This is a genomic window from Amycolatopsis decaplanina DSM 44594, assembly GCF_000342005.1.
Classification (GTDB): domain Bacteria; phylum Actinomycetota; class Actinomycetes; order Mycobacteriales; family Pseudonocardiaceae; genus Amycolatopsis; species Amycolatopsis decaplanina.
Map to the genome: position 1 here is coordinate 45,810 of NZ_AOHO01000012.1, position 20,771 is coordinate 66,580.

Below are 20,771 nucleotides of genomic sequence, written 5' to 3' on the forward strand. Positions count from 1 at the left end.
ACGTGCTGGTGGTGGATTACGATCCGAGCAGACGGCGGAATCTGGCTGTCAGGCTGAAGGTCATGGGCGCTGAGGCCGTAACCGAGACCACGGCCACCCACGGCCTGCACGCGGTGGAGAGGTACGACCTCGTCGTCCTGCACACGAGCCAGACCCCGCGAAGCACGGCCGAACTACTGGGCGAACTGTGCCGCCAGGGCAGGAAACGTGTGGTCGTGGTCGCGTCCGAGCACGACCCCGTGCCGGCGATCGCCGCTTTCACCGCGAACGCCGTCGGCTTTCTGGTCGGAACGAGCGACCCCGCGCCTGTGGACGACTTCGCGATGCGGCCGTCCACGGGCGTCGAAAGGCTCGTCCGCGACGAGTACGAGCACGTGCGGAGCCTCTCCGCGCGGGAGATCGAAATTCTTTCCTTGGTGGCGGAAGGAAAATCGAACCGGGAGATCGGCGCCGACCTCACCTTGTCCCTGAACACGGTCAAGGGTCATCTCGCGCATCTGGCCATGAAGCTGCAGACGGGCGATCGGTCGCGGATGGTCATGCTCGCGCTGCGTTCCGGTGTGATCAGCTGATCCCGCCGCGCGCCGTCCGAACCACGGGATGGTGGTAAAGCCGCCGTTGCGGGTGGGTAAGCGCGGCGATGACACCGGACGCCACAGGCAACCAGCGATCCTTCGGCGACGGTTCGCGCAGCCACTGCACGGCACCCCGCGGGGTGACCGTCGGCGGCAACAACGCCCGCGTCGGGGACCGGTGGAACAGCACGCCCTTGGGCAGTTCCGCGTCCGAGACGACGCAGTCGTCCGACTCGACGAGTGCGTATGCCCGGAACGGGGCGCCAGGCACCAAGATCAGCGGACCGCGGGGAACGGCGCCGGTCGAGGCGAAAAGGTGTTCACCACCCCGGAACGGTACGGAAACCGCGGCCATGCCACCGGTGAGACATAGTAGGAGGGAATTGTCCTGGATCTGGATGTCCCAAGCGAAATTGGCCTTGTAGAACTCGGCCGCCGCGAGCAGTCGTGGAGAGACGCCGCGGTGCGCGGCCTCTCGCGTTCCGGTCGAGCCTGCGATCACCTTGACCTCGCCCCCGGAGGACACTGTTCCCATGGAATCCGCCATTCTGCTCAAGACATCGTGGTTCTTCCGCACCCATCCGGAATGCTCGACGTTTATTCTGTTCCTGGTGACTTTATGAATTCTCCATGTACGGGAGCATTCGCCAAGACGACGGGCAAGCGTTGTCAGGAACTGGTCCACACGGGCTCGTTGTCCGCGGACGGGGTCAGTACCTCCATGACGCGGCCGAGTGCCACGGTGTCGGGGAACGGAGGTGGGCCGTCGATGTCGTCGATATGGGCGAGAAGTTCGGGGTCCGGGGCCAGGTGGTGTTCCCGAAGGTAATAGGTGACCGAGTCGGTCCACACCCAGGAGCCGTCGGTGTAGAAGTTCGTCGGCACAGCCTTCCCGCGTTCGGGCTCGACGACGTCGTCCAGCATCGCCGAGGTGACGAGCAGCAAGGTGGCCGATTCGAGGTACTCGCAGATCCTCTCTCGCTCGTCCTCGTCGTCGATCTTCGTCCGGTCGGGAGCGAACGAGGGGCCCTCGACGGGGTCGACCTTGTCGAAGATCCTGACCACCTTGATCTCGGGATCGGGGTCGGCGGCCCAGAGTAACCTGCCATTCTGCTGCGCGGCACGCTGATAGCGCAGATTGCTGCTACCCAGGGGTACCACCTCGACCTGGGGATCCCGCTCACCGGCGGCGAGCAGGCTCTCCTGGAACTGTCCGGCCAGTTCGGCCGGTTCCGCGGATTCCTCGTGCTCGTCGTCGATCTCGACCACGTACACGACGCGAGGCGGCGGGTAGGGTGCGCCGTCGACAGGGCTGCGCACGGCGCTCCAAATGCCACGCAAGCCGGGTTCGTCAGTCGCGGTGGCGAGCAGGTCCTGCTCGGCGAGCGCGGAAATCAGCATCGCGTTGCTCGCGTCCTCATCCTGCTCGTCGTCGTCGGGCTCGGCCCATGCCGTCGAGAATCGCCACGGTGGCGAAGCGTCTTCGGGCGCGAGTTCGATCTCGGCCAGCGAGCTGGGGTCGCCCCCCTCGGCCTCCAGTAACTCACCGAGCAAGTCGAGGTCGTCCTCGGTCAGCGGGAGTGTTGTCCGCCGCCCCGCGAACCCCAAGAGCCGGGCGACCTCCTCGCACCGGTCCTCCGCCAGCATGCCGCGGGCGATGGTGAGCGCGTCGTCGGAAAGCCAACCGGCGCTACGGAGCAGAATGTCGTGCAGCTCGGAGGTGAAGGGGTGGGTCATTCATCGCTCCCAAGAGGTTGCCGGTCACCTTTCATTCTCACCCCAGAGGAAACCAAACCCAGTGAAAGCGGCGATGAACTGCCCTAATGTGCATTCTTCGCCGACGTTCATCACCTCGACGCCGGTGGTGGCGGTCGGCGTGCCCGCACGACGCACGCCGATCCGTGCCGGGCATGCGTACCCTGAGCACTTCGGGCACATCTCCTACCGGAAAGTCCTCGTCGTTGTCGCGGCGACCTTGCTCGCGACAACGCTGTCAACCCGGGACGATATTGTCGGCGCTGTATTCGGAGCGGTCGTCGGCGCATGGGACCCCATCGGTTCGGCACCGCGGAAGCAACTCAAGGGAGATGTCCATGCTGATGACCGGCAAAGTGATCCGTTACGACGAGCTAAGGGGCTACGGCTTCGTCGCGCCGGACAGCGGTGACGAAGACGTTTTCCTGCATGTGAACGATCTGACCTTCGACAAGCGGCTGCTCGCGGCCGGGGTGCAGGTCCAGTTCACCACCGAAGAGGGGCCCCGCGGGCTGAAGGCGTCGGACGTCACGTTGCTCGACCGTGGCACCCAAGAAGTCCCCGCCCGGGCTGAGCGAGGGCCGTCCGTCCGCCACGGCGACCACGACGTACTCACCGCTCAGGACCTGCGTGAAGAGATCACTGAAGTGCTGCTGCTCGGCGCTCCGATGCTGACCGGTCAGCAGATCGTCGAGATCAGGCAGGGTTTCATCGCACTCGCGCTGTCCCATGGCTGGGTCAGCGACTGATCGGCTGCGCGCCGGCGGAGTGCGTGACGCGGCGTAGTCAGCCTGGTACCCGATCGGCGGTTTCGCGGCCATGAGCGGCGTGTTGAGGGGAAATGAAGTCTCGATGTCAACACTGGGGACCATGAACAACGAGGCAACCCCGTCAACGTCCGAGAACCTCTCGATCAAACACGTGGCTCACAGTCACGACGTTGTCTTCGTGCGGGCGATCCCGAACGTCGATGATGTGCTCGTAGATGTCGAACTGCGCTACGACACCAGTGATCCGTTCGCGATCAGGGCCCGCTTCCTGCGTGAGACGCCGAACGAGATCGACTGGTTGTTCTCACGCGAACTCCTGACAGCCGGCCTGCTCGCGCCGTCGGGGGAGGGCGACGTCCGGATCAGCCCGTCGACGTCCAACTCCGAAGGGGTGCAGATCGATCTGAAGACCCCCGACGGTGCGGCCAGCTTCACGGTGGGCGCCGAGGACCTGAAGGACTTTCTGGACTGCAGCCATGCCATGGTGCCGCACGGCGAAGAGTTCCTTTGGATCGACTTCGAATCCGAGCTGCACCGGCTCGTTTCCGGCTGAGTGGGCGCGTCGGCCGAGGTCGCCCCCTCGGCCGACGCGGTCCGGTCCGCCCGCACACGGCCCTGGTCCTTCATGGCCCGGTAGCAGGCGCGACCGGGAGAGACTGCGCCGCGTAAAGCCGCTCGATAGCCTCTTCGTCCATGTCCAGACTCAACTGCATGAAGTTCGCGTTCAGCCGCACCGCGGCGGGCCCGCCCGGATTGAACAGCACATCGACGTCCTCGGCGAGCAGTTCCACGAGTTCCCCGAGATCGATTCGACGCCAGTCCGGAGAGCTGATCCGCCGCCGATGAGACTCCCCGGTCGCGATCACGACACACGGGACGCCGTCCGGGGACTTCATCACCAGCGGCCTGCCGTCACCGTTCATCGCGATGTCGAAGAGTGAGTCACGCAGCATCAACTGGATCTGTTCGACCTGGCCTTGGCCCCGCATCACCAGCCGCAGCGCGGCGTCGAGGGGGTCGGTCGGTGAATTCTCGTCCGCGGGCACGTAGTCGGGATTGGCCCGGAATTTTCCCGCCTTGCCGTCCTCGACCGGCCACAGGCCGACGACCGCCTCGATGGGTGGCGACTGGTCCTCCGTTTCCGGCTCCCAGCCGGGATCCATCAACAGAACCCAGTTCTCCAGCTTGTCTTCGTCCTGCGCCTGTTCCGCGGTTTCGGCCATGATGGGGTTCTCCTGCTCTCCTTCGAGGCGGTTCTTGTTCGCCAAGGCGGAAAGAACCGCTATCCAAGATTATGGTGATCCACTGCCGAATCGAACGGGCGGCGAAGGCGTAGTCGGTGGATCGGGTCAGCGACCTTGCCCGATCGCGCATTCCGCCGTTGGTGAGGGATAGTCGGCAAAACCGTGGAGCACGGTCGTGATCCGGCCCCGCGATCGAGAAGGACCGGCACAATACGACCGCGTCCGGAAGGGGAGATCATGAGCGAACAGTCCGAGGAGACCGTGGCCGGAGAAGCCTCCGGCAGCAGGTTGCTGCTCCTGCTCGACCCCGAGTTCAAAATGACCGAAGAGCAGCAGGGCCTGCCTCCGCAGGTGGTCCTGGGCGCGTGGGTCGTCAACGAGGACGGCGACCCGAGCCGTTTCCACCCGAATCCGGACTACCGGCCCAGCAGTCCGGGATCCCCGCTCGATCCCGTGGACGCCGTACTCCGTGCCCTCGCCGACGGTCAGGACGTCGCGAACCAGTTCTCCGTGGTACTCCGTGACGCCGTTCTCGGCATCGCCACGGCCGAGGACGGCACCGCGGTGATCAAGCCCGCGCCGGACGGGGTGCCGTCGGTCCAGGTGACCACTTCCTACGGTCACCGCGAACGGGTCGGAGAGGACGTCCGCTGGCTGGACGTCACCGTCGAGGACCTGGCCGAAGCGTTGCCCCAGGAGGGCGTGGACGTGCTGCTGAACCCCGGCTCACCGGCGTCGATGCGGGTGCTGGCGGACGCGATCCGCGCTGCCGCCCAAGACGCCTGACGGCAAGGCGCGCCCGGTCAAAGGTGTAGTTCGCCGTTGGCGATCGCGGTCGACAGTTCAATGCGGGAACGGTAGCCACTCCGGGTGAACAACCGGCTCAGGCGACCTTCGACGCTCTTTTCGCTCGTGATCAGCGCCGCGGCGATCTGCTTGTTGCTCAGGCCCTCGGCGGCCAGCGTCGCCAGCAGCCGCTCGTTCTCCTCCACCGTGTTCCGGCGGCCGGGAACGACGATGCCGTGCTTCTGCATGAGAGTGCGGGTCTTCGCGCGGTGCATGAGCGCCCCGAGGCCGGCCATCAGTTCGTAGGCCTCGCTGAGCAGTGCGGGATCCGCCACCCCGTGCTTCACCAGACGCGCGATGAGGACCGACAACTCGAACGGCTGACCGCGTTCATGGGCCATGCGCAGGCACTCCGTCGCCGCGTCCGCGTCCTTCGTGACCACCGCGCGCACGAAGGACGCGAGAACGGTCGCCCGGCCTGTCGGCAAGGTTCGCATCAGCCGTTCGGCCTCCGCCAGGCAGTTCACCGCGGTCTCCGGGGCGTCGAGGTCGAGAGCCAGATCCGCCAGTTCCGCACAAGCGATGTCGCAGCCGACCACCAAGCCGCGCTCCTCGGCCGCGTTCAACGCGGTGATGAGCCGATCGGCCGCCCGCCGCGGCTCGCCGAGGGCGCGGTCGATCAGCGCCTCGGTGAAGGTCATCAGATGGGCGAGGACGGGGGCGCCCTCCCCGGCCGCGGTCACCAGTTCACGTGCGGTCGTGAACCGTCCCTGACAGACGAGAGCGGAGACCGTGGCGTTGAACATCCCGGTCGTCGCGGCGGCGAAACCGGGAGCCGATCGGTACGCCACGCTCCGGCAGGCCAGTTCTGTCGCGGCCCGGAAGTCGCCGCGCAGGACCGCGGCCGTCGCCCGGTTGGCGAGCCCCGCGTCATCCCACGAAAGCCTCTCGTTCGCCAGCAGCTCCTCGGCGCGACCGAGCTCGCCGTTGAGAAGCAAGCCCGTGAGATGCGCGTCGACCTGCTCGACGCGGTACCGCGCGATGGCACGCAATGGCCACTGCTGTCGTTCCAGGAGGCTTCGCTCGAAGTATTCCGCCTGCCCTTGCCAGAGCCCGCCGAGGGCTTTGAGCAGACGCGAGACAACGGCTTGCGGCTGTCCTTCGTGGACCGCCGTGGTAGCGGCGTCCGCCCACCGCACGGCTTCCGGCCAGCGGTCCAGCAGCGCGCACGCGGTCGCCCGGATCATCGCCCGCGATCCGGAATCCCCGGCCAAGCTGTGGTCGCCGTCCGCGATGTCGTTCAGCGGTTCGGTGGAGCCCAGGCCACTGAGACCGCGAACGAGCAGACAGTGGGCCTCGAAGACGGCCTCCGCGGGCAACTCGGACGCGAAGTCGCTCAGCATCAGCCGGACGGTGCGCAGGCTCTGCTCGTAGTCGCCGCTCTGCTGGTAGGTGGCGGCGAGCAGCAGAAGCAACTTCGCCCGTTGTGCCCGGTCGCCGGCGAGTTCGACAGCCGCGTTGAGCCAACGAGGCGCCGACGCCGCGCCGTCCTCTCCGGCTTCGATGGCACGGCGGATCAGTTCTTCCGACGCCCGCCCCGGATCCACGGCCCGGCCTGCCTCGGCAAGAAGGTTCGTCCGGTGCTCCGGATCGGGGCAGACCGCGGTTCCCGACCACAGGGCTTCGACGGCGGCCGCCGCCAGCGTCCGGCGCTCGTACGGTCCGCATGATTCGGCCAACGTGGTGGCGTGGAGGGGGAGGACGAAGCGCCAGGTCGCGTCCGCGCGATGGAGTACACCCTTGGCGCGCAGGGTTTCCAGACAATCCAGCACGTCCTCTTCGGAGATGCCGATCACCGCGCCTGCCAGGCGAGGCGCCGCACTGCCGAGCGGGGACAGGAAGGCCATCGCCTTCGCCACTTCCCAGGCTGCCGGGCCGAGCGCGCGAGCGGCCATGACGTGTTCACTGGGCGGGAGAGGGTCCTTCGCGGCCATCGAGGGGACGAAGTACGCGGCCCGGTTCACAATCCGGATCGCACCGCGCCGGCGCAGTGCGTCCATCGTCTCGCCCACCGCGGAGCGCACGCCACGGCTCACGGCGTGTACGTGGTCGACAAGTGCGGGTTCGGGAGCGGCCCCCAGCATTCCCCTCAGTTCGCCCGCCAGCAGCTCCTCGGTCAGCGGACGCAGGCGCAGGGTGTGCACCAGGTTCTCCCTGCGGAGCCGCGCCAGCGCCTCGCCGCCGTAGCGGGCGGCGGAGCCGTTCGCAGGGACACGGAGCGAGCCGACACATGAGAGCCGACGGCCGTCGAGCATCGGGACCAGCGCTTCGAGTACCGCGAGGGAGTCACGGTCGATCCATTGCAGGTCGTCGAGCAACAGGACCGTGCCGTCGCCGCCGCGACGGAGAGCCGCCGCCGCGGCGTGGGCGGCACGCAGCGCCACCGCCGGTTCCTCGGCCGCACCGGCGACCGGACCGATCGTCGCCCAAGCGGGTTCGCCGGACACCGGCCCTCGCAACCGGGCGGCCGCGTCGCCCCGCCGGTTGTCGGACGGGAAGGCGAACCGGGCGGGGGTGACGTCCCCGCTCGAGGTGAATCGCATGGCCGAGACGTGCCTTCGGTCCGCTTCGTAACGTTCGGTAAGCCGAGCGAGCAGGTTCGTACGACCGGTGCCGGCGAGCCCGGTGAGCAAGACCAGTGGTTTCTCGGCTTTGAGAACCGCGTCGAGAATATTCTCCACTTCGCCATCATCGAGGCAAGCGGGAACATGGCCGGTGTAAGAAAGGCGAGTTGGCCCGACATCATGCCCGAAGTTCCCCTGTCGCGACCGAGGCGCCGGGGCGTGCGTGATGATTCGGGCCAGAACACAAATCGTCTCGCACGGCCGCGAAAAGCCCACTGGCCGGGCTGGCCGGATTCGGGACATAAAGGCATCCGGTCTGAACGATCGAGCTCGCTTGTTGCTCTTTTCGGGTCACTCGGGCCGAGCGGTATTGCGCCTCGGCTCAATCGACCTATCTCATGGCGCTCGGTCGGTCAGGCACTGTCCGGACAAGTTCTTCAAGAGCGACAGGGTGAAGTCGATGACCGGTATCGCATCATTCCTCGAGTGGGATGACGAGCGCGTTGCCACTGAGCAAGAGTTCTATTCGGCTGCGATGGAATGGCATTTCGGCCCGAAGACCGGATCCCGGTTCTGGCTGGAAAAGGCGGGTTCTCTTGGCTTCGACCCGCGGTGTGACATCCGCGGCCATGCCGATCTGCGGCGGTTCCCGAACGTGGTAGCCGAGTTCAGGCACATCCCCATCGAGGATCTGATCCCTCGTGGATACGAAGGAAAGACCGACGTCGTCGGCGCTTTCGACAGCGGAGGCACGACAGGTGCGCCGAAACGGGTGCCTCTGCTGTCGGACTGGATGTCACGTTCACTGCGGTGGAAGTCGGCAAGGATGGACGAGCTGGGGCTCCCGCGCGGAGTGAATTGGCTGACCCTCGCGCCGAGTGGGCCGCACATTTTCGGCAGGCTCATGGCCGAGGTGACCCGGATGCGCGAAGGCATCTGCTTCACGGTCGATCTCGACCCGCGCTGGGTGCGGAAGTGCCTGAGCGCCGGGCAGGCCGAAGAAGCGGACAGGTACGCCGAGCACGTCGTCGACCAGGCGGAATCCATACTCGCGCAGCAGGACATCGGCGTTCTGGTGGCCACGCCTCCGTTGCTCGGCCGTATGGCCGAACGCGACAAGCTGGTGGATCTCGTCAACGAGAAAGTGGCCGTGATCATGTGGGGTGGCGCGCATTTGGACGCCGACACCCGCAAGGTCCTTCAGGAAGAGGTCTTCCCGGACGTGCGCTTGTGCGGCCAGTACGGCAGCACGATGATTCTGGGCGGGAGCATGGAACGCGCGGAAGCACCGCGGACGGCGGGGCAGTGCGTTTTCGATTCCTTCTCTCCCTACACGACGTTTTCCGTCGTCGACCCGAGTTCCCAGCTCGAAGTGGCCGAAGGCGAGCGCGGCCAGGTCGTGATGCATCACGTCAGCAAATCGCTGCTGTTGCCGAACAATCCGGAACGGGATCTCGCCGTCCGGATCGCCGCGCGGCCGGGGTCACTCGGGGATTCGGTGGCCGATGTCACGCCGGTCCCGGTGTTCGAGGCGGCCGAAGTGATCGAGGGCGTCTACTAGTGACCGCGATTCCGCGCCTCGACGCGCTCGGACCTTCAGGTTCCTTCCGGTCGCACCAAAGTGCACCGGTCACCGGGGTGGCCGGGATGGCAATCGCGGAGTTGAGTCTCGTTCCGAGTCTCTATGCCAAAAGAAGCGTTCGGACGATGCGGCGGGCACAGCCGTTGCCTCCTGCGGACCGGAAGGCGGCGCTCGCGGCAGCCGGCGATCTTTTCCTGGACACGGTCGGCGATGTTCCCTTGGCCGAATACGAGCGGCAGGTGGCCGAAGCCTCCGGAGTCGCGTTGGCCGTCGTGCGGGCGGCATCACGGTCCATCGCCCGCAGTGCCACCGAGGCGGAGGAAATCGTGCGTCAGGCTCGCCCCACCGGGGCGATCGACGACTGGCGCGGGGTTCCCGAGGCGGGTGCGGTGTGGACCCGGCGGGGCGAGGTCCTGGTGGTGCAGGCACCGGGGAACCACCCGGCGACGCATACGGTGTGGCTCGAAGCGCTGGCCCTGGGCTACCGGGTCGCCGTCCGGCCGTCCAGCCGGGAGCCGTTCACCCCGTACCGGCTGGTGAGTGCCTTGCGTGCCTGTGGTTTCCCCGAGGATCAGGTGACTTTTCTGCCCACCGAGCGCGCGGTGGCCCGGGACCTCGTGAACGCCGCGGACCTGGCTTTGGTCTACGGAGGAAGCGAAGTCGCGGCGATGTACCGAGGCCGAGCGGACGTCTCGGTGCAGGGGCCGGGCCGGTCCAAGATCCTGCTCGCCGACGGTCGATGGGCCGACCACGTCGACACGGTGGTCTCCTCGGTCGCCGGATTCGGGGGAACCGCCTGCGTGAACACTTCGGCGGTCCTGGTCGATGGTGACGCCGCGGCCTTCGCCCACGAGCTGGCGCGCCGGCTGGGTGAGCTCCCCGTCGCGCGCCCGTCGGACGAAGCCGCCGTCCTGCCCGCCTTCTCACTCGAACGCGCACACGCCCTCGAAGCCTATGTCCGCGGCAAACTGGACGGCGGCCGGATGATTCCCGGCGGCAGGCTCGCCGCTCCGCTGCCCGGCGGAGGTGCGGTTCTCCGTCCGGCGGTCGTCCTGCTCGACCGGTGTGACGCGCCGCAACTGTCCATCGAACTCCCTTTTCCGTGTGTCTGGGTCGCTCCGTGGTCACCGGCTGACGGGATCGGCCCGCTGCGGGACAGTCTGACGGTCACTGCCATCACCGACGACGAAGCACTTCTTTCTTCGCTGGCGGAAGACGGCACGATCGGCAACCTGCACATCGGCGACCGGCCCACGCACGAAATGCGGCCGGGGCTCCCGCACGAGGGACACCTGGCGGAGTTCCTGATGCGAAGCAAGACCGTGATCCGAGACCTCGTTCCCCACCGAGACGGCCGACGACTGCGACCTTAGGAAGAAGAATGCTGGACACCGAAGACGAACGACGACTGCGCGACGTGATCGGGCGGCTCGGCGGACTGACGGCGGCGGGATCGTTCGCCCATGTGCTCGGGAGCCCTGTCGACCCCGGCATCGCGAACGCCGTCCGTTTCGATCACGCGGCGCTGCTCGTGTTCCCCGACACCGTTTCCGACGTCCGAGACTTCCTCGCGGCGTCCGGATTCGTCGCCGGGCCGTCCGTGCCGAGCCGGGTCGTCCGAGCCCGGCTCGCCGAGCGACATCAGGTTCCCGAGGAGGAGCTGGAGGTCACCATCGTGCACGGTCGGCCTTCCGATGGCGCGCCGGGTGGCCTGGAGATCTTCGTGCTGCCGCGGGAGGCGGCCGACGCGATCGCACCGGGACTCGTCGACCAGGAGCGCGCGACAGGAGAGGAGTCCCACGCTGGCTGGCTGGTCGCCCCGGAGAGGCTCGAGCAGGCACGGCGGACCTGCCTTCATCTGTCGTCGATGACCCCTGACGGGGGCGGCTACAACCCCTGCGACGACCGCGACTCCGGTGGCCGTTCGGTGGTGTACTTCAAGACCGGACCGGACGGTGACGGTCGCCGCTCCCGAATCGAACTGACCGCCCATGGGCAGCACGCCGAGGTCCTCGCCGCGCACCTGACCGAGCCGGCCCGATCCGCCGGCGAACACAAAGCACTCCTTTCGATCCTCAGTGGACATTGGGCCGCGCGTGCCCTGCACGTGGCAGTGGAGATCGGGCTCGCCGACGCGTTGGGTGACGAGCACCTCGGTGCCCCGGACGTCGCCGCCGCGGTCGATTGTGATCCGCTCGCGATCGCTCGGCTGCTGCGCTATCTCACCCGGTCGGAGGTGGTCCGGGAGCGGGACAACGGCACGTTCGAGTTGACCGAGCGAGGGAAACTGCTCCGATCCGAAGACCCGTTCAGCGGGCTGATCGAGCTCTACGGCACCGAGTTCTACGATGCCTGGAGCGAGTTCCCCACAGCGGTGCGGACCGGACGTACCGCGTTCAGCCATCGGTACGGCGTGGAGCATTTCGAGTACTTCTCGACCGAGCCCGAAACCTCCCATCGGTTCGACCGCTCGATGCAGGCGGTGACCCGGCTGGTGGCCGAGGAACTCAGCCGCAGCTATCCGTTCGTGGACGGTACGACGGTGGTCGACATCGGGGGAGGCAACGGCACACTCCTCCGGACCGTCCTCGAGGACCACGCCGGTGTGACCGGCGTGGTGTTCGATCGCTCGCACGTCGTCGAGGCCGCGGAGACCGAAAGGCGACCGGGCGGCTTGCGGTTCGTGGCGGGGGACTTCTTCGCCGAGGTGCCCGGGGGAGCGGACACCTACCTGCTGTCGCGGGTACTGCACGACTGGAACGACGAGGACTGCGATCGCATTCTTCGCAACTGCCGTCGAGCCTGTGCTTCCGGTGCCCGGCTCCTGGTGCTGGAGCGCCTGTTACCCGACCGGCCGGGTGCGCCCTTCGACGCCGATCTCGCCGCTCCGTGGGATCTGCAGATGCTCGCCATCACGGGCGGACAGGAGCGCAGCCGGGACGAGTACGACAAGATGATGTACGCCAACAGTTTCCGGGTCGACTCCGTCATCCCGATGCCCGTTGACCTGAAGCTGCTGGTGGCGACCGCCTTGTAGGCACCCTGACGGCCTTCGTGGGATGTGCCGGAATCCGCACGGTCCCGGTCACCGGGGTTATTGAGGGGTAAGTCAAACGTGTCGTGGCGTGGGGCCGGTGTCGCTCCTGCGTAGGCGTTCTTCTAGTAATGAGGGAGGCTTTCGCTATCGTCGGATGTGGCCCCTGGTGACGGTGGGGCGGCTGTGACGCAGGGTTCCGGCGGGAGCGGGCTCGCGCAGGGCCTCACCCGGCTCTTGACTGTCCATAAGGGACACTTTTCGAGACAAATGTGCCCGGTTTGGGCGACTTGCACGGTTTCACGAGGTGTCGTGAGTGATTTTGGTTGGTTCTAACCCTCATTACCACTCACGACAGTGCCCCCGTTCCCGCAGAAAACGTATATAGCGGCATCAATCGGACACCCGGCCGTCCGGCGGTGTCCCTTGTGGACACTGAAGCCCCGCCGGTGTTCAGAATCAGGCCTGCCCCACCTCGGCTTGCCCTTGATCAACGGCACTTGCGGCCCGCGACAGCGCGGGGATGGTCACCTGACCTGCAAGATCTCGACCTGCCGACACCCTGGCGCCAGACGCAAGGAAGGGCGCCTTTATGTACTTCGGCAAGGCGTGACTCGCGTGTTTGGGGACGTGACTCGCGTGTCTGGATGCCGCACTCGGGGGTGCGGAGTCTGAACACGCGAGTGGTGGAGTGGGGAGGTCGGCTCCTCGGCTACGTCGAACTGGTCTTTCGCGGCGAAGCCGTCGATCAAGTCGACGACGCATTCGCGGATGACCGGTTCGAGCACGGCGATGCGCCTGGCAGAGAACGCCCGGACGTTGTGCGTGCGCACCCCGCGTGTGTTGTCTCGGCTTCCTCGGCGAGCGGGTGGGCCGGTGTCTGTGTGATCGAGCCCGAAAGGGTCTCGTCGTCGGTGAAGATTCGTTTGACGTCTTCGTGCCTGGTCGCCGGCCACATGTCGAGCCGCAGGTCGTAGAAAACCACTTCCGGCCGTTGTCAACCGCCATTTGCCCTCCATCGAAGTAGTCGAAGCTCATGCTCGCCGTGATTGAGAATCATCGAATCGGCGGATGGTGTTTTCGTGTCGGTCAGGGGTGCGCGCCTCGGCGGCGTAGCGATTAAAATGCCTGGTCATGTCCATGGTTAGTGCATCGGCGAGGTCTCGTCAAATGACGACCGGGCGATGTTTCATCACCCTGATGAGCCTTGACGGAGCCGGAGTTTTCAAATAGCAGAGAACGATTTGCGGAATTGTGTATGTATATTAAAAGTGTGGTTGGCGAATAGGCCTGTCCCTTCGTTTCGTCCTTGTTGACAGATTTCTGTGAGCCGGGGCACATTACCGGTGATCCGGAGACGCGAGGTGAAGCTGGGAATGCGTTCACGATCACTCTGCCCGGCGTGGTGATCGGGTATGAAAAGTCCGTCCGCTTTGTTAGGAATCGACGATGACGCAAGAAGGCCTGCTCACCGCGATCTCCATCGAGGAATGGCTGATCACGCCTTGCGACGGTGATGGGGATCGACCCTCGATCCATTGACGCGGAGGAACGGTTCAGCCGATACGAACTCGACTCGATGCGCGCGGTCGGCCTGCTCAATGAACTCGGCGCCGCCTTGGGGTGGCGGTTACGGCCGACCTTGCTGTGGGAGAACCCCACCATCAAGTCGCTGGCCGACGCGGTGAGCACGCGAGCACAACCGAAAGCGCCGCGCGCAGCCGCGGTCGCCGGCGGGCCCCGGCTCGAAGATCCGATCGCCGTGGTCGGGATGGCGTGCCGGTTCCCCGGCGGATCTGCTCGACGCCGTCGCGGAGCTGTACGCGGCGGGTTACGGCATCGACTGGGACCGCCTCCAGCACCACGGCGGCCGGACGGTGTCGTTGCCCTCCTACCCATGGCAGCGCGAACGGTACTGGCGGGATTCCGAGCCGGAGCCGGGCTTGAGCGCGCGGCTCCCCGACGACGGATCGGTCGAAGAACGGTTGGCCGACCGGGTGGCACGGGTGCTCCGCGTGGCGCGGGAGGACGTCCGGCTGACCACGCTCGGCATGACGTCGTTGATGGCGATGGAACTGCGCAACCTCGTACTGCGCGACCTGGCGGTGACGCTTCCGGTCTCTCTCGTGCTGAGGGCTCCGGACATCTCCGCTCTCGCCGCCGAGGTACAGGCATTGATGGGTTCCGACCGGACGGCGTCGGACGCCGGCGGGGCCGTCGGCTCGATGGAACGGATCGAGATATGAGCGCGGCGGATCTGGTACTCCCACTCCTGCGGCGTGGGCGGACCGCCTGCCGCATGACCGGGGTGCAGGAGGCGTTCTCGGACGCGTTGGACACCGTCGTGCGCGAACACCCCGGACTGCGGGCGACCTTCGAAGAGGTAGGTGGGCGGCGAACCGGCGCGGTTCATCAACCCGGCGTTTCCACCGGTGCTCCGGTACATCGACCTCGACGGCGCCACCTCCGACGAGGCGGACGATCGCCTGCGCAGGGAGCTGGTGTCGCCCTTCGATCTGGCGAAGGGACCCCCTGATGCGCTCAGTGCTCCTGCGTACGGGCGAAGGTGAGCGCATCTGGGGTGTCACGCTGCACGCGCGAACGATCCCGTCGCCGGGGCGAACCTGGACTACTGGGCCGACACGGTGGCGGGGCTCGACCCGCTCGAACGGATCCCTGGCGGTGAAGAGAGGAACAAAGGGCAGGGTTCGCCGCAAAACAGGCTGTGTACGCGGAGTCGCGATCGGCTCGGGGTGGTGTCTCTGTAATCGTGAAGGCGAGATGGTGGCGCCGGACTGTTCGCGCTGGTCATGAGTAGTGAGGGGTTCTGTGATGACGAATTGGGCCGCGGCATTCAACAACGCGGAGGCGGGTGTCGAGCAGGCGCTGGCGGATTTGGAGCGGGAGAAGCAGAAACTGCGGGAGGTGAGCAAGGTTTGGGAGGAGAGCACGACGACCGTCCGCGCGAAGGACAATTCGTTCTTGATGACCTTCGACGGACGCGGCGAGTTGACGGATCTGTCGTTCCAGGGGTCGAAGTACCGATCGCTGCCTCCGGCCCAGCTGGCGCATCAGATCGTGGAGACGATCCGACAGGGCCGTAACGAGGCGCTGGCGAAGGTGGAGAAGGTCATGGGCACGGGTTCGATGACGGGTCTCGACTTCGCCGGGGTCGCCAGCGGCAAGGTCGATCCGATGGAGATGATGAACTCGTTGCTGGGACCGATGCTGGAGGGCCTCGACGAGCTCGGCATGAGCGTTCCGGATTCGTCGGAGAAGGATAAGGGCAAGGACAAGAAGAGCGAGTGACCCGTTCTGGTCGATTCCGAACGAATCCGGCTCACGAAGCGGATTCGGTGCCTTCGAGCAGGAACTCGCCCCGCGCGACGGGCACCGCGGTCCCGCTCACCACGATCCGCTCGGGACGCTCACCGGAACCCCAGGCCGTCGCCACCATTGTCGACGGACGTCCCATCTCGACACCCTGCCGGATCTCGATCCGGTCGCCGTAGGAGATCCTGCCGGTCCTCGCCAGGTGTACCGCGAGCGGTCCCGCGGCCGATCCGGTCGCCGCGTCCTCGGTCACCCCGTAGGCGGGGGAGAACATCCGGGCCCGCCACCGCGTGCCCTCACCGGCGAAACAAAAGGCACTCATGTCCGGCAGGGTCGCGAGCAGCCGCAAGTCCGGTGTGAGGCTGGAGAGTTCTTCGATGTCACGCACGGGGAACAGGACATGCCTCGGCCCGTTGCGGTAGGCGAACACCGTCTGTTCCGCGGCGCGCACGCCGACACCCTCCGCGAGGGTCTCCGCGTGTTCATAGGGCTCCCACACCGGAATCGGCTGGATCATGCTCGCCGACACCGTTCCGCCGTCGTCGCGCTCGAAAGTGAATTCCACGTTTCCGACGAGGGTTTCCATGACCAGGGAGGTGCGGTCCGACTGGTGCGCCAGCGCGATCGCCGTCCCCAAGGTCGGATGCCCGGCGAAGGGCAGTTCGCAGGTCGGGGTGAAGATGCGGACCCGCACATCCCCGGAACCCTCGGCGGGGAGCACGAAAGTGGTTTCCGACAGATGGGTCTCCACGGCGATCGCCTGCATCTGCGCCGACGACAACCCCGAAGCGGCAAGCAGGACGAGGACGGGATTTCCCTCGAGCGGAGTGCCGGTGAACACATCCATGATCACGTATCGGTACATGACCGTAAGCGTAGTGACCGCACCGGGTCCTTTCCAGTGAACGCGATCGCACAGCGGGCCTTGCGGATCGACCTGCCGCGATCGAAGATGTTGTTCCCCCCTCAAGGAGGAACCGTGTCCGAAAAGGTCAGTACCGGGAACAGCTTCGTGGACGACGCGGAATTGCGTCGCAGTAACCGAGCCGTGGTGGAGGAGTACCTCCGCGTGACCGAAGGGCCGCCTCGGCTGAAACGGCACCGCCTGTACGCCGAGGACGCCCACGGTGGATTGTGGACGACCGATACCGGGAAGCCCGCCGCGGTCCGCGGCCGCGAGAAGCTCGCCGAGATGGCCGCGTGGTCGCTGGACTGCTTCCCCGACTGGAAGTGGTCCAACGTCCAGGTCTTCGAGACGCAGGACCCGAACCATTTCTGGGTCGAGTGCGACGGGGAAGGGCAGATCCTGTTCCCCGATTATCCGCCGGGCATCTACCGCAACCACTTCATCCACTCGTTCAAGCTGCGGGACGGCGAGATCATCGAACTGCGGGAGTTCATGAACCCGTGCGAGCAGATGCGCGCGCTGGGGATCGAGGTGCCGCTGATAACCCGGGGCGGCATCCCCGAGTAGCCGGCATGGTCAAGGTCATCGTCCTCGGTTCCGGCGCCGCCGGGCTCGCCGCCGCGCTCGCCGCGCGGGAGGCCGGAGCCGAGGTGACGCTCGCCGAGGCGACATCGACGATCGGCGGTACCACGGCATTGTCGAGCGGTGCGGTATGGGTGCCCGGAAACCATGTGCACGCTGACGGATCCATTGTGGATAGCATCGAGCAGGCCCGTCTCTATCTGGATTCGCTCGACCTCGGAGACACCGCACCGGCCCTGCTTGAGCACTATCTCGCCGAGGCGCCCCGCGTGCTGCGCCGGCTGGAAGCCGCCACCGCGCTGCGCTGGCAGCCGTTGCCCTACCCGGACTGCCATCGCGAGCGTCCGGGCGGGATGGGATCAGGAGTGCGGTCTTTGGAACCGTTGCCACTCAAGGTGCCCGCCACCGTCTCGGCACTCATACGGCCTTCCTCGGCTTGGCGTCCCCCGCTGACGGTGACGGAAATGGTCACCGGGGCGGCCACGCCGCAACTGGTGTCCGAACGGTCGCGCACCGGAACGCTGGTCGGTGGACAAGCAATGGTGGCCGCGCTGCTGAAGGCGGTACTCGATGCCGGTGTCGACGTGCGGACCTCGACCAGGGTGACCTACTGGTCACCGGAAGGCGTCGTCGTCGACGGCGAACGTCAGCGGGCCCGGGTCGTGCTGGCCACCGGCGGTTTCGAACGGGACTCCGCTCTGCTGAAGACATTCCTGCGAGCCCCGGTGCGTGGGCTGATCGGCGCGCCGGGTTCGCGGGGTGACGGACTGCGGCTGGCGATGTCCGCGGGAGCGGCGCTGGGCACCATGTCCGAGGCGTGGTGGTGCCCGTGCCTCCATGTGCCCGGCGACGAGATCGACGGCGAGCCGGTGCACCGCATGTTGTTCGCCGAGCGCGCCCGCCCCGGGGTGATCATGGTCGACCAGCGCGGACGGCGGTTCACCAATGAGGCACAAAGCTACAACGACGTCGGCCGGGCCATGCACGCGTTCTCCTCGCGAGACTTCCGGTTCGAAGCCGATCCCTCCTGGATGGTCTTCGATGCCGAAGCGCGCGGACGCCATGCGTTCGGTTCGGTGCGCCCCGGTGAACCGGAACCGGAGTGGTTGCTGCGGGCCGGCACCACCGCCGAACTCGCCGGCCTCATCGGCGTGGACCCGGCCGGTTTCGTGGAAACGGTCGACCGGTTCAACGAAAACGCGAAGGCCGGGGCGGACCCCGAATTCGGCCGGGGCGGAAGGGAGTACGACAGCGCGGGCGGAGAACCCACCCTTCGGCCGCTGAGCGAGCCGCCGTACTTCGCCGTCGCGGTGCACGCCGGCCTCGGCGGAACCAAGGGCGGACCGAAGACCGACGAGCACGGCCGTGTGACGCACGTGGACGGTTCGGTGATTCCCGGGCTCTACGCGGCGGGAAACGCCGCGGCGAGTCCGTTCGGAATGGCCTACCCTGGCACCGGAACGACGCTCGGACAGGCGCTCACCTTCGGTGATTCAGCCGGCCGGGCGGCGGCCACCGACTGAGGAGTGGACCTGAACCGGCGTGGTGAACAACGACGCCGTGACGTGGTCGAGGATCTCCAGCCCGTCCAAGGACAACACCGACTCCGGGTGGAACTGCAGGGAGGTGAAGGTGGTCCCGCGCAACGCGTGCACCTCACCGGTCTCGTGGTCGCGGGTGATCTCCACCGGACCTTTCACCAGCGGATGCCGCAGTGTGTCCATAGCGGACACAGCGCTGAACGTGTTGTAGAAGCCGACCGTGCGCCGGGCACCGAACAGCGTGATCTCTCGCTGCTCGCCTTGGTGCGGGACGGATCTGCGGACCACGCGCAGCCCCAGCAGCGACGAAAGGATCTGGTGGCTCAGGCACACCGACAACAACGGGGTCTCGGTGCACAGCGCGGTCCTGGTCAAGGCACGCAGCGTGGCCATTCTCGGGCTCCGCTGGTCCAGCGGATCGCCGGGGCCCGGCCCGAGGACCACCAGGTCGTAGTCCTCGACGTCGATGGCGCCACCGTGCCGGTGGATGACCGGCTCCAGTCCCAGCGCCGAGAGTTGAACGCCCAGCATCGCGGTGAAGCCGTCTTCGGCGTCCACGACCAGCGCCTGCCGCCCGGCAAGCATCGGGTTCACCTCTCGCCGTGCCTCAGGAGGGCTTTGCCAGAAGGCGGAAAGACGCTTCGCTCGCTGCGTCAGGGCACGGGTCACCTCGGGCCGCGCCGACAATCCGGGGAGGGTGGCGGGTGGCCTGTCTCGTGCAGCCGACTCGGCACCGTCCAGTGCGGAAAGCAAGCCTGAGATCTTGGTATGTGTCTCGGCGACCTCGGCTTCCGGATCGGAGTGGCGCACCAGCGTGGCGCCCACCCCGGCACGCAGTCGACCACTCGCGTCGATTTCTGCGGAGCGAATGAAGATCGCGGAATCCACGTCCGCCTCCCCCGCCGGACCGGCACCGATCAGGGCCACCACACCCGAGTAGTAACCGCGTCCCTCAGGTTCGTACTCGGCGACAACGTCGAATGCGTTCCGCAGCGGACTGCCCACGACCGTGGGGGCGAACATGGTCTTGCGCAGCTGTTCCCGGGGATCCAGTCCGCTGTGTCCGGTCACCAGGTACTCGGTGTGCGCGAGCCGCGTCATTTCGCGCAGCAGCGGCCCCCGTACGCTTCCGCCTAACGGACACATCTCGGCCATCATCTTCAGTTCCTCGTCCAGCACCATGTTCAGCTCGTCGATTTCCTTGTCATCGGCCAGGAAGTCGAGCAGCCCGGACAGGTTCGCCCCCTCCGGTGGATACCGGTAGGTGCCGCTGATGGGGTTCATCATCGCGGTGCCCGCGGACGAACCCAGATGCAGCTCCGGACTGGCGCCGATGAACGTGCGCTCGGTGGTGTGCACGAGGAAGGTCCAGTACGCGCCCTGCTCGGCGGTCAGCAGTCTGGAGAAGATCGACAGGGCGGTTCGGAGCGAGTAGCCGGGAAGGTCAGCGGTGAAAGTGCGCTTCACCACGAAATTCGAGCCCTCGCCTCGGCCGATCTTCTCGGCCAGCACCGTGCGCACGATCTCGGCATACGTCCGGTCGTCGACGTCGAAGCCGGTGTTGGCCATTTCGACGGCGTCATCGGGCAGCGCGAGCACAGCGTCGTGCAACGGAACGCGCATCCGGTGTTCGGCCCGCAGCGTGACCAACGGCAGGCCGTCGTCACGGCAGGGGAGTCCGAGCTCGGTGAGCTGTCGGTAAGGTATCACCGCGAGAACGGCTTCACCCGCCGGGAGAGCAATGTCCACGAGAGATTCGTTCTTGTGCGACGAACCTCTCAGCAGTTCCACGAAGCGACCCTTGGCAGGGCGATATAGAAGCGCGAAAGACTGCCGGTCAGATGTCAACAACTCGTCGAGCACCGCTTTGAAGGGCGCATCCATGGCCACCGTCCCTCCAGAGTTGCCCAGCTCTGCCAACGTATACATCTTCGCGGGCCGTATACAATAGGTGTTCCAAGAATCCTTTGTGGATCTAGGTCGGTGTCGGTGCGGATCAGGCGTCGCCAGGCGAGTCAGAGTGAGGTACTGTGTCTAT

At 66.5% G+C, this 20,771-nt stretch carries 18 protein-coding genes and 1 pseudogene; 13 read left to right on the top strand and 6 right to left on the bottom strand.

Annotated elements, in window-relative coordinates; translation table 11 throughout:
- Window positions 1–62: 62 nt before the first annotated feature.
- Window positions 63–572 carry a response regulator transcription factor gene (locus tag H074_RS00230; RefSeq protein ID WP_235096618.1) on the top strand — a complete coding sequence of 170 codons (510 nt, stop codon included), beginning with the start codon at window positions 63–65 and terminating at the stop codon, window positions 570–572.
- Here H074_RS00230 and H074_RS00235 read toward each other — a convergent pair.
- Window positions 565–1,110, bottom strand: a complete 546-nt coding sequence (locus H074_RS00235; protein WP_235096620.1) for a hypothetical protein — start codon at window positions 1,108–1,110, stop codon at window positions 565–567. The two genes, H074_RS00230 and H074_RS00235, sit on opposite strands and share 8 nt — an antisense overlap.
- A 134-nt stretch (window positions 1,111–1,244) precedes the next feature.
- Complete coding sequence (locus H074_RS00240; protein ID WP_007027996.1) at window positions 1,245–2,312, bottom strand: hypothetical protein; 1,068 nt, start codon at window positions 2,310–2,312, stop codon at window positions 1,245–1,247.
- A 356-nt stretch (window positions 2,313–2,668) separates the two neighbouring features.
- Here H074_RS00240 and H074_RS00245 point away from each other — a divergent pair, with 356 nt between their 5' ends.
- Window positions 2,669–3,079: a cold shock domain-containing protein gene (locus H074_RS00245; protein ID WP_039921074.1), complete on the top strand. Its 411-nt coding sequence runs from the start codon at window positions 2,669–2,671 to the stop codon at window positions 3,077–3,079.
- Window positions 3,080–3,149: 70 nt separating this feature from the next.
- A complete protein-coding gene (locus tag H074_RS00250; protein ID WP_235096621.1) occupies window positions 3,150–3,653 on the top strand; it encodes an SsgA family sporulation/cell division regulator in 504 nt (167 codons plus the stop codon).
- 70 nt (window positions 3,654–3,723) lie between these two features.
- Here H074_RS00250 and H074_RS00255 read toward each other — a convergent pair whose 3' ends face one another.
- A complete protein-coding gene (locus tag H074_RS00255; RefSeq protein ID WP_039921075.1) occupies window positions 3,724–4,323 on the bottom strand; it encodes a type VII secretion system-associated protein in 600 nt (199 codons plus the stop codon).
- 258 nt (window positions 4,324–4,581) lie between these two features.
- Between H074_RS00255 and H074_RS00260 the strand changes: the two genes are divergently transcribed.
- Window positions 4,582–5,130: a type VII secretion system-associated protein gene (locus H074_RS00260; protein WP_007028000.1), complete on the top strand. Its 549-nt coding sequence runs from the start codon at window positions 4,582–4,584 to the stop codon at window positions 5,128–5,130.
- Window positions 5,131–5,147: 17 nt separating this feature from the next.
- Here H074_RS00260 and H074_RS00265 read toward each other — a convergent pair whose 3' ends face one another.
- Complete coding sequence (locus H074_RS00265; RefSeq protein ID WP_007028001.1) at window positions 5,148–7,871, bottom strand: ATP-binding protein; 2,724 nt, start codon at window positions 7,869–7,871, stop codon at window positions 5,148–5,150.
- A gap of 109 nt (window positions 7,872–7,980) precedes the next feature.
- Between H074_RS00265 and H074_RS00270 the strand changes: the two genes are divergently transcribed.
- The 7 genes and pseudogenes from H074_RS00270 to H074_RS00300 all read left to right on the top strand — a co-directional run bounded on the left by H074_RS00270 (window position 7,981) and on the right by H074_RS00300 (window position 15,679).
- Window positions 7,981–9,315 (top strand): acyl-CoA synthetase family protein, encoded by a 1,335-nt coding sequence (locus H074_RS00270; RefSeq protein WP_235096625.1) that lies wholly within the window; start codon window positions 7,981–7,983, stop codon window positions 9,313–9,315.
- Window positions 9,316–9,461: 146 nt separating this feature from the next.
- The gene (locus tag H074_RS00275; RefSeq protein WP_007028003.1) at window positions 9,462–10,709 is read left to right on the top strand and encodes an aldehyde dehydrogenase family protein; all 1,248 of its coding nucleotides are present in this window, start codon (window positions 9,462–9,464) and stop codon (window positions 10,707–10,709) included.
- 8 nt (window positions 10,710–10,717) lie between these two features.
- Complete coding sequence (locus H074_RS00280) at window positions 10,718–12,373, top strand: methyltransferase (protein WP_007028004.1); 1,656 nt, start codon at window positions 10,718–10,720, stop codon at window positions 12,371–12,373.
- 1,513 nt (window positions 12,374–13,886) lie between these two features.
- Window positions 13,887–14,045, top strand: a pseudogene (locus H074_RS42300) (acyl carrier protein); the annotation flags it as partial.
- A gap of 208 nt (window positions 14,046–14,253) precedes the next feature.
- Window positions 14,254–14,616: an acyl carrier protein gene (locus tag H074_RS40605; RefSeq protein WP_235096622.1), complete on the top strand. Its 363-nt coding sequence runs from the start codon at window positions 14,254–14,256 to the stop codon at window positions 14,614–14,616.
- A 141-nt stretch (window positions 14,617–14,757) separates the two neighbouring features.
- Entirely contained in the window at window positions 14,758–14,940 is a 183-nt protein-coding gene (locus H074_RS40895; protein ID WP_007028007.1) for a hypothetical protein, read from the top strand.
- Between the two features lie 262 nt (window positions 14,941–15,202).
- Complete coding sequence (locus H074_RS00300) at window positions 15,203–15,679, top strand: YbaB/EbfC family nucleoid-associated protein (RefSeq protein WP_007028008.1); 477 nt, start codon at window positions 15,203–15,205, stop codon at window positions 15,677–15,679.
- Between the two features lie 31 nt (window positions 15,680–15,710).
- Here H074_RS00300 and H074_RS00305 read toward each other — a convergent pair whose 3' ends face one another.
- The gene (locus H074_RS00305) at window positions 15,711–16,568 is read right to left on the bottom strand and encodes a PhzF family phenazine biosynthesis protein (protein WP_007028009.1); all 858 of its coding nucleotides are present in this window, start codon (window positions 16,566–16,568) and stop codon (window positions 15,711–15,713) included.
- A 114-nt stretch (window positions 16,569–16,682) separates the two neighbouring features.
- On the opposite strand from H074_RS00305, the gene H074_RS00310 reads away from it, so the two are divergent.
- A complete protein-coding gene (locus tag H074_RS00310) occupies window positions 16,683–17,177 on the top strand; it encodes a PhzA/PhzB family protein (RefSeq protein WP_007028010.1) in 495 nt (164 codons plus the stop codon).
- 5 nt (window positions 17,178–17,182) lie between these two features.
- The gene (locus tag H074_RS00315) at window positions 17,183–18,715 is read left to right on the top strand and encodes an FAD-dependent oxidoreductase (protein WP_007028011.1); all 1,533 of its coding nucleotides are present in this window, start codon (window positions 17,183–17,185) and stop codon (window positions 18,713–18,715) included.
- Here the strand turns inward: H074_RS00315 and H074_RS00320 are convergent.
- A complete protein-coding gene (locus H074_RS00320; protein ID WP_235096623.1) occupies window positions 18,686–20,524 on the bottom strand; it encodes an anthranilate synthase family protein in 1,839 nt (612 codons plus the stop codon). The genes H074_RS00315 and H074_RS00320 overlap by 30 nt on opposite strands.
- Between the last annotated feature and the right edge of the window lie 247 nt (window positions 20,525–20,771).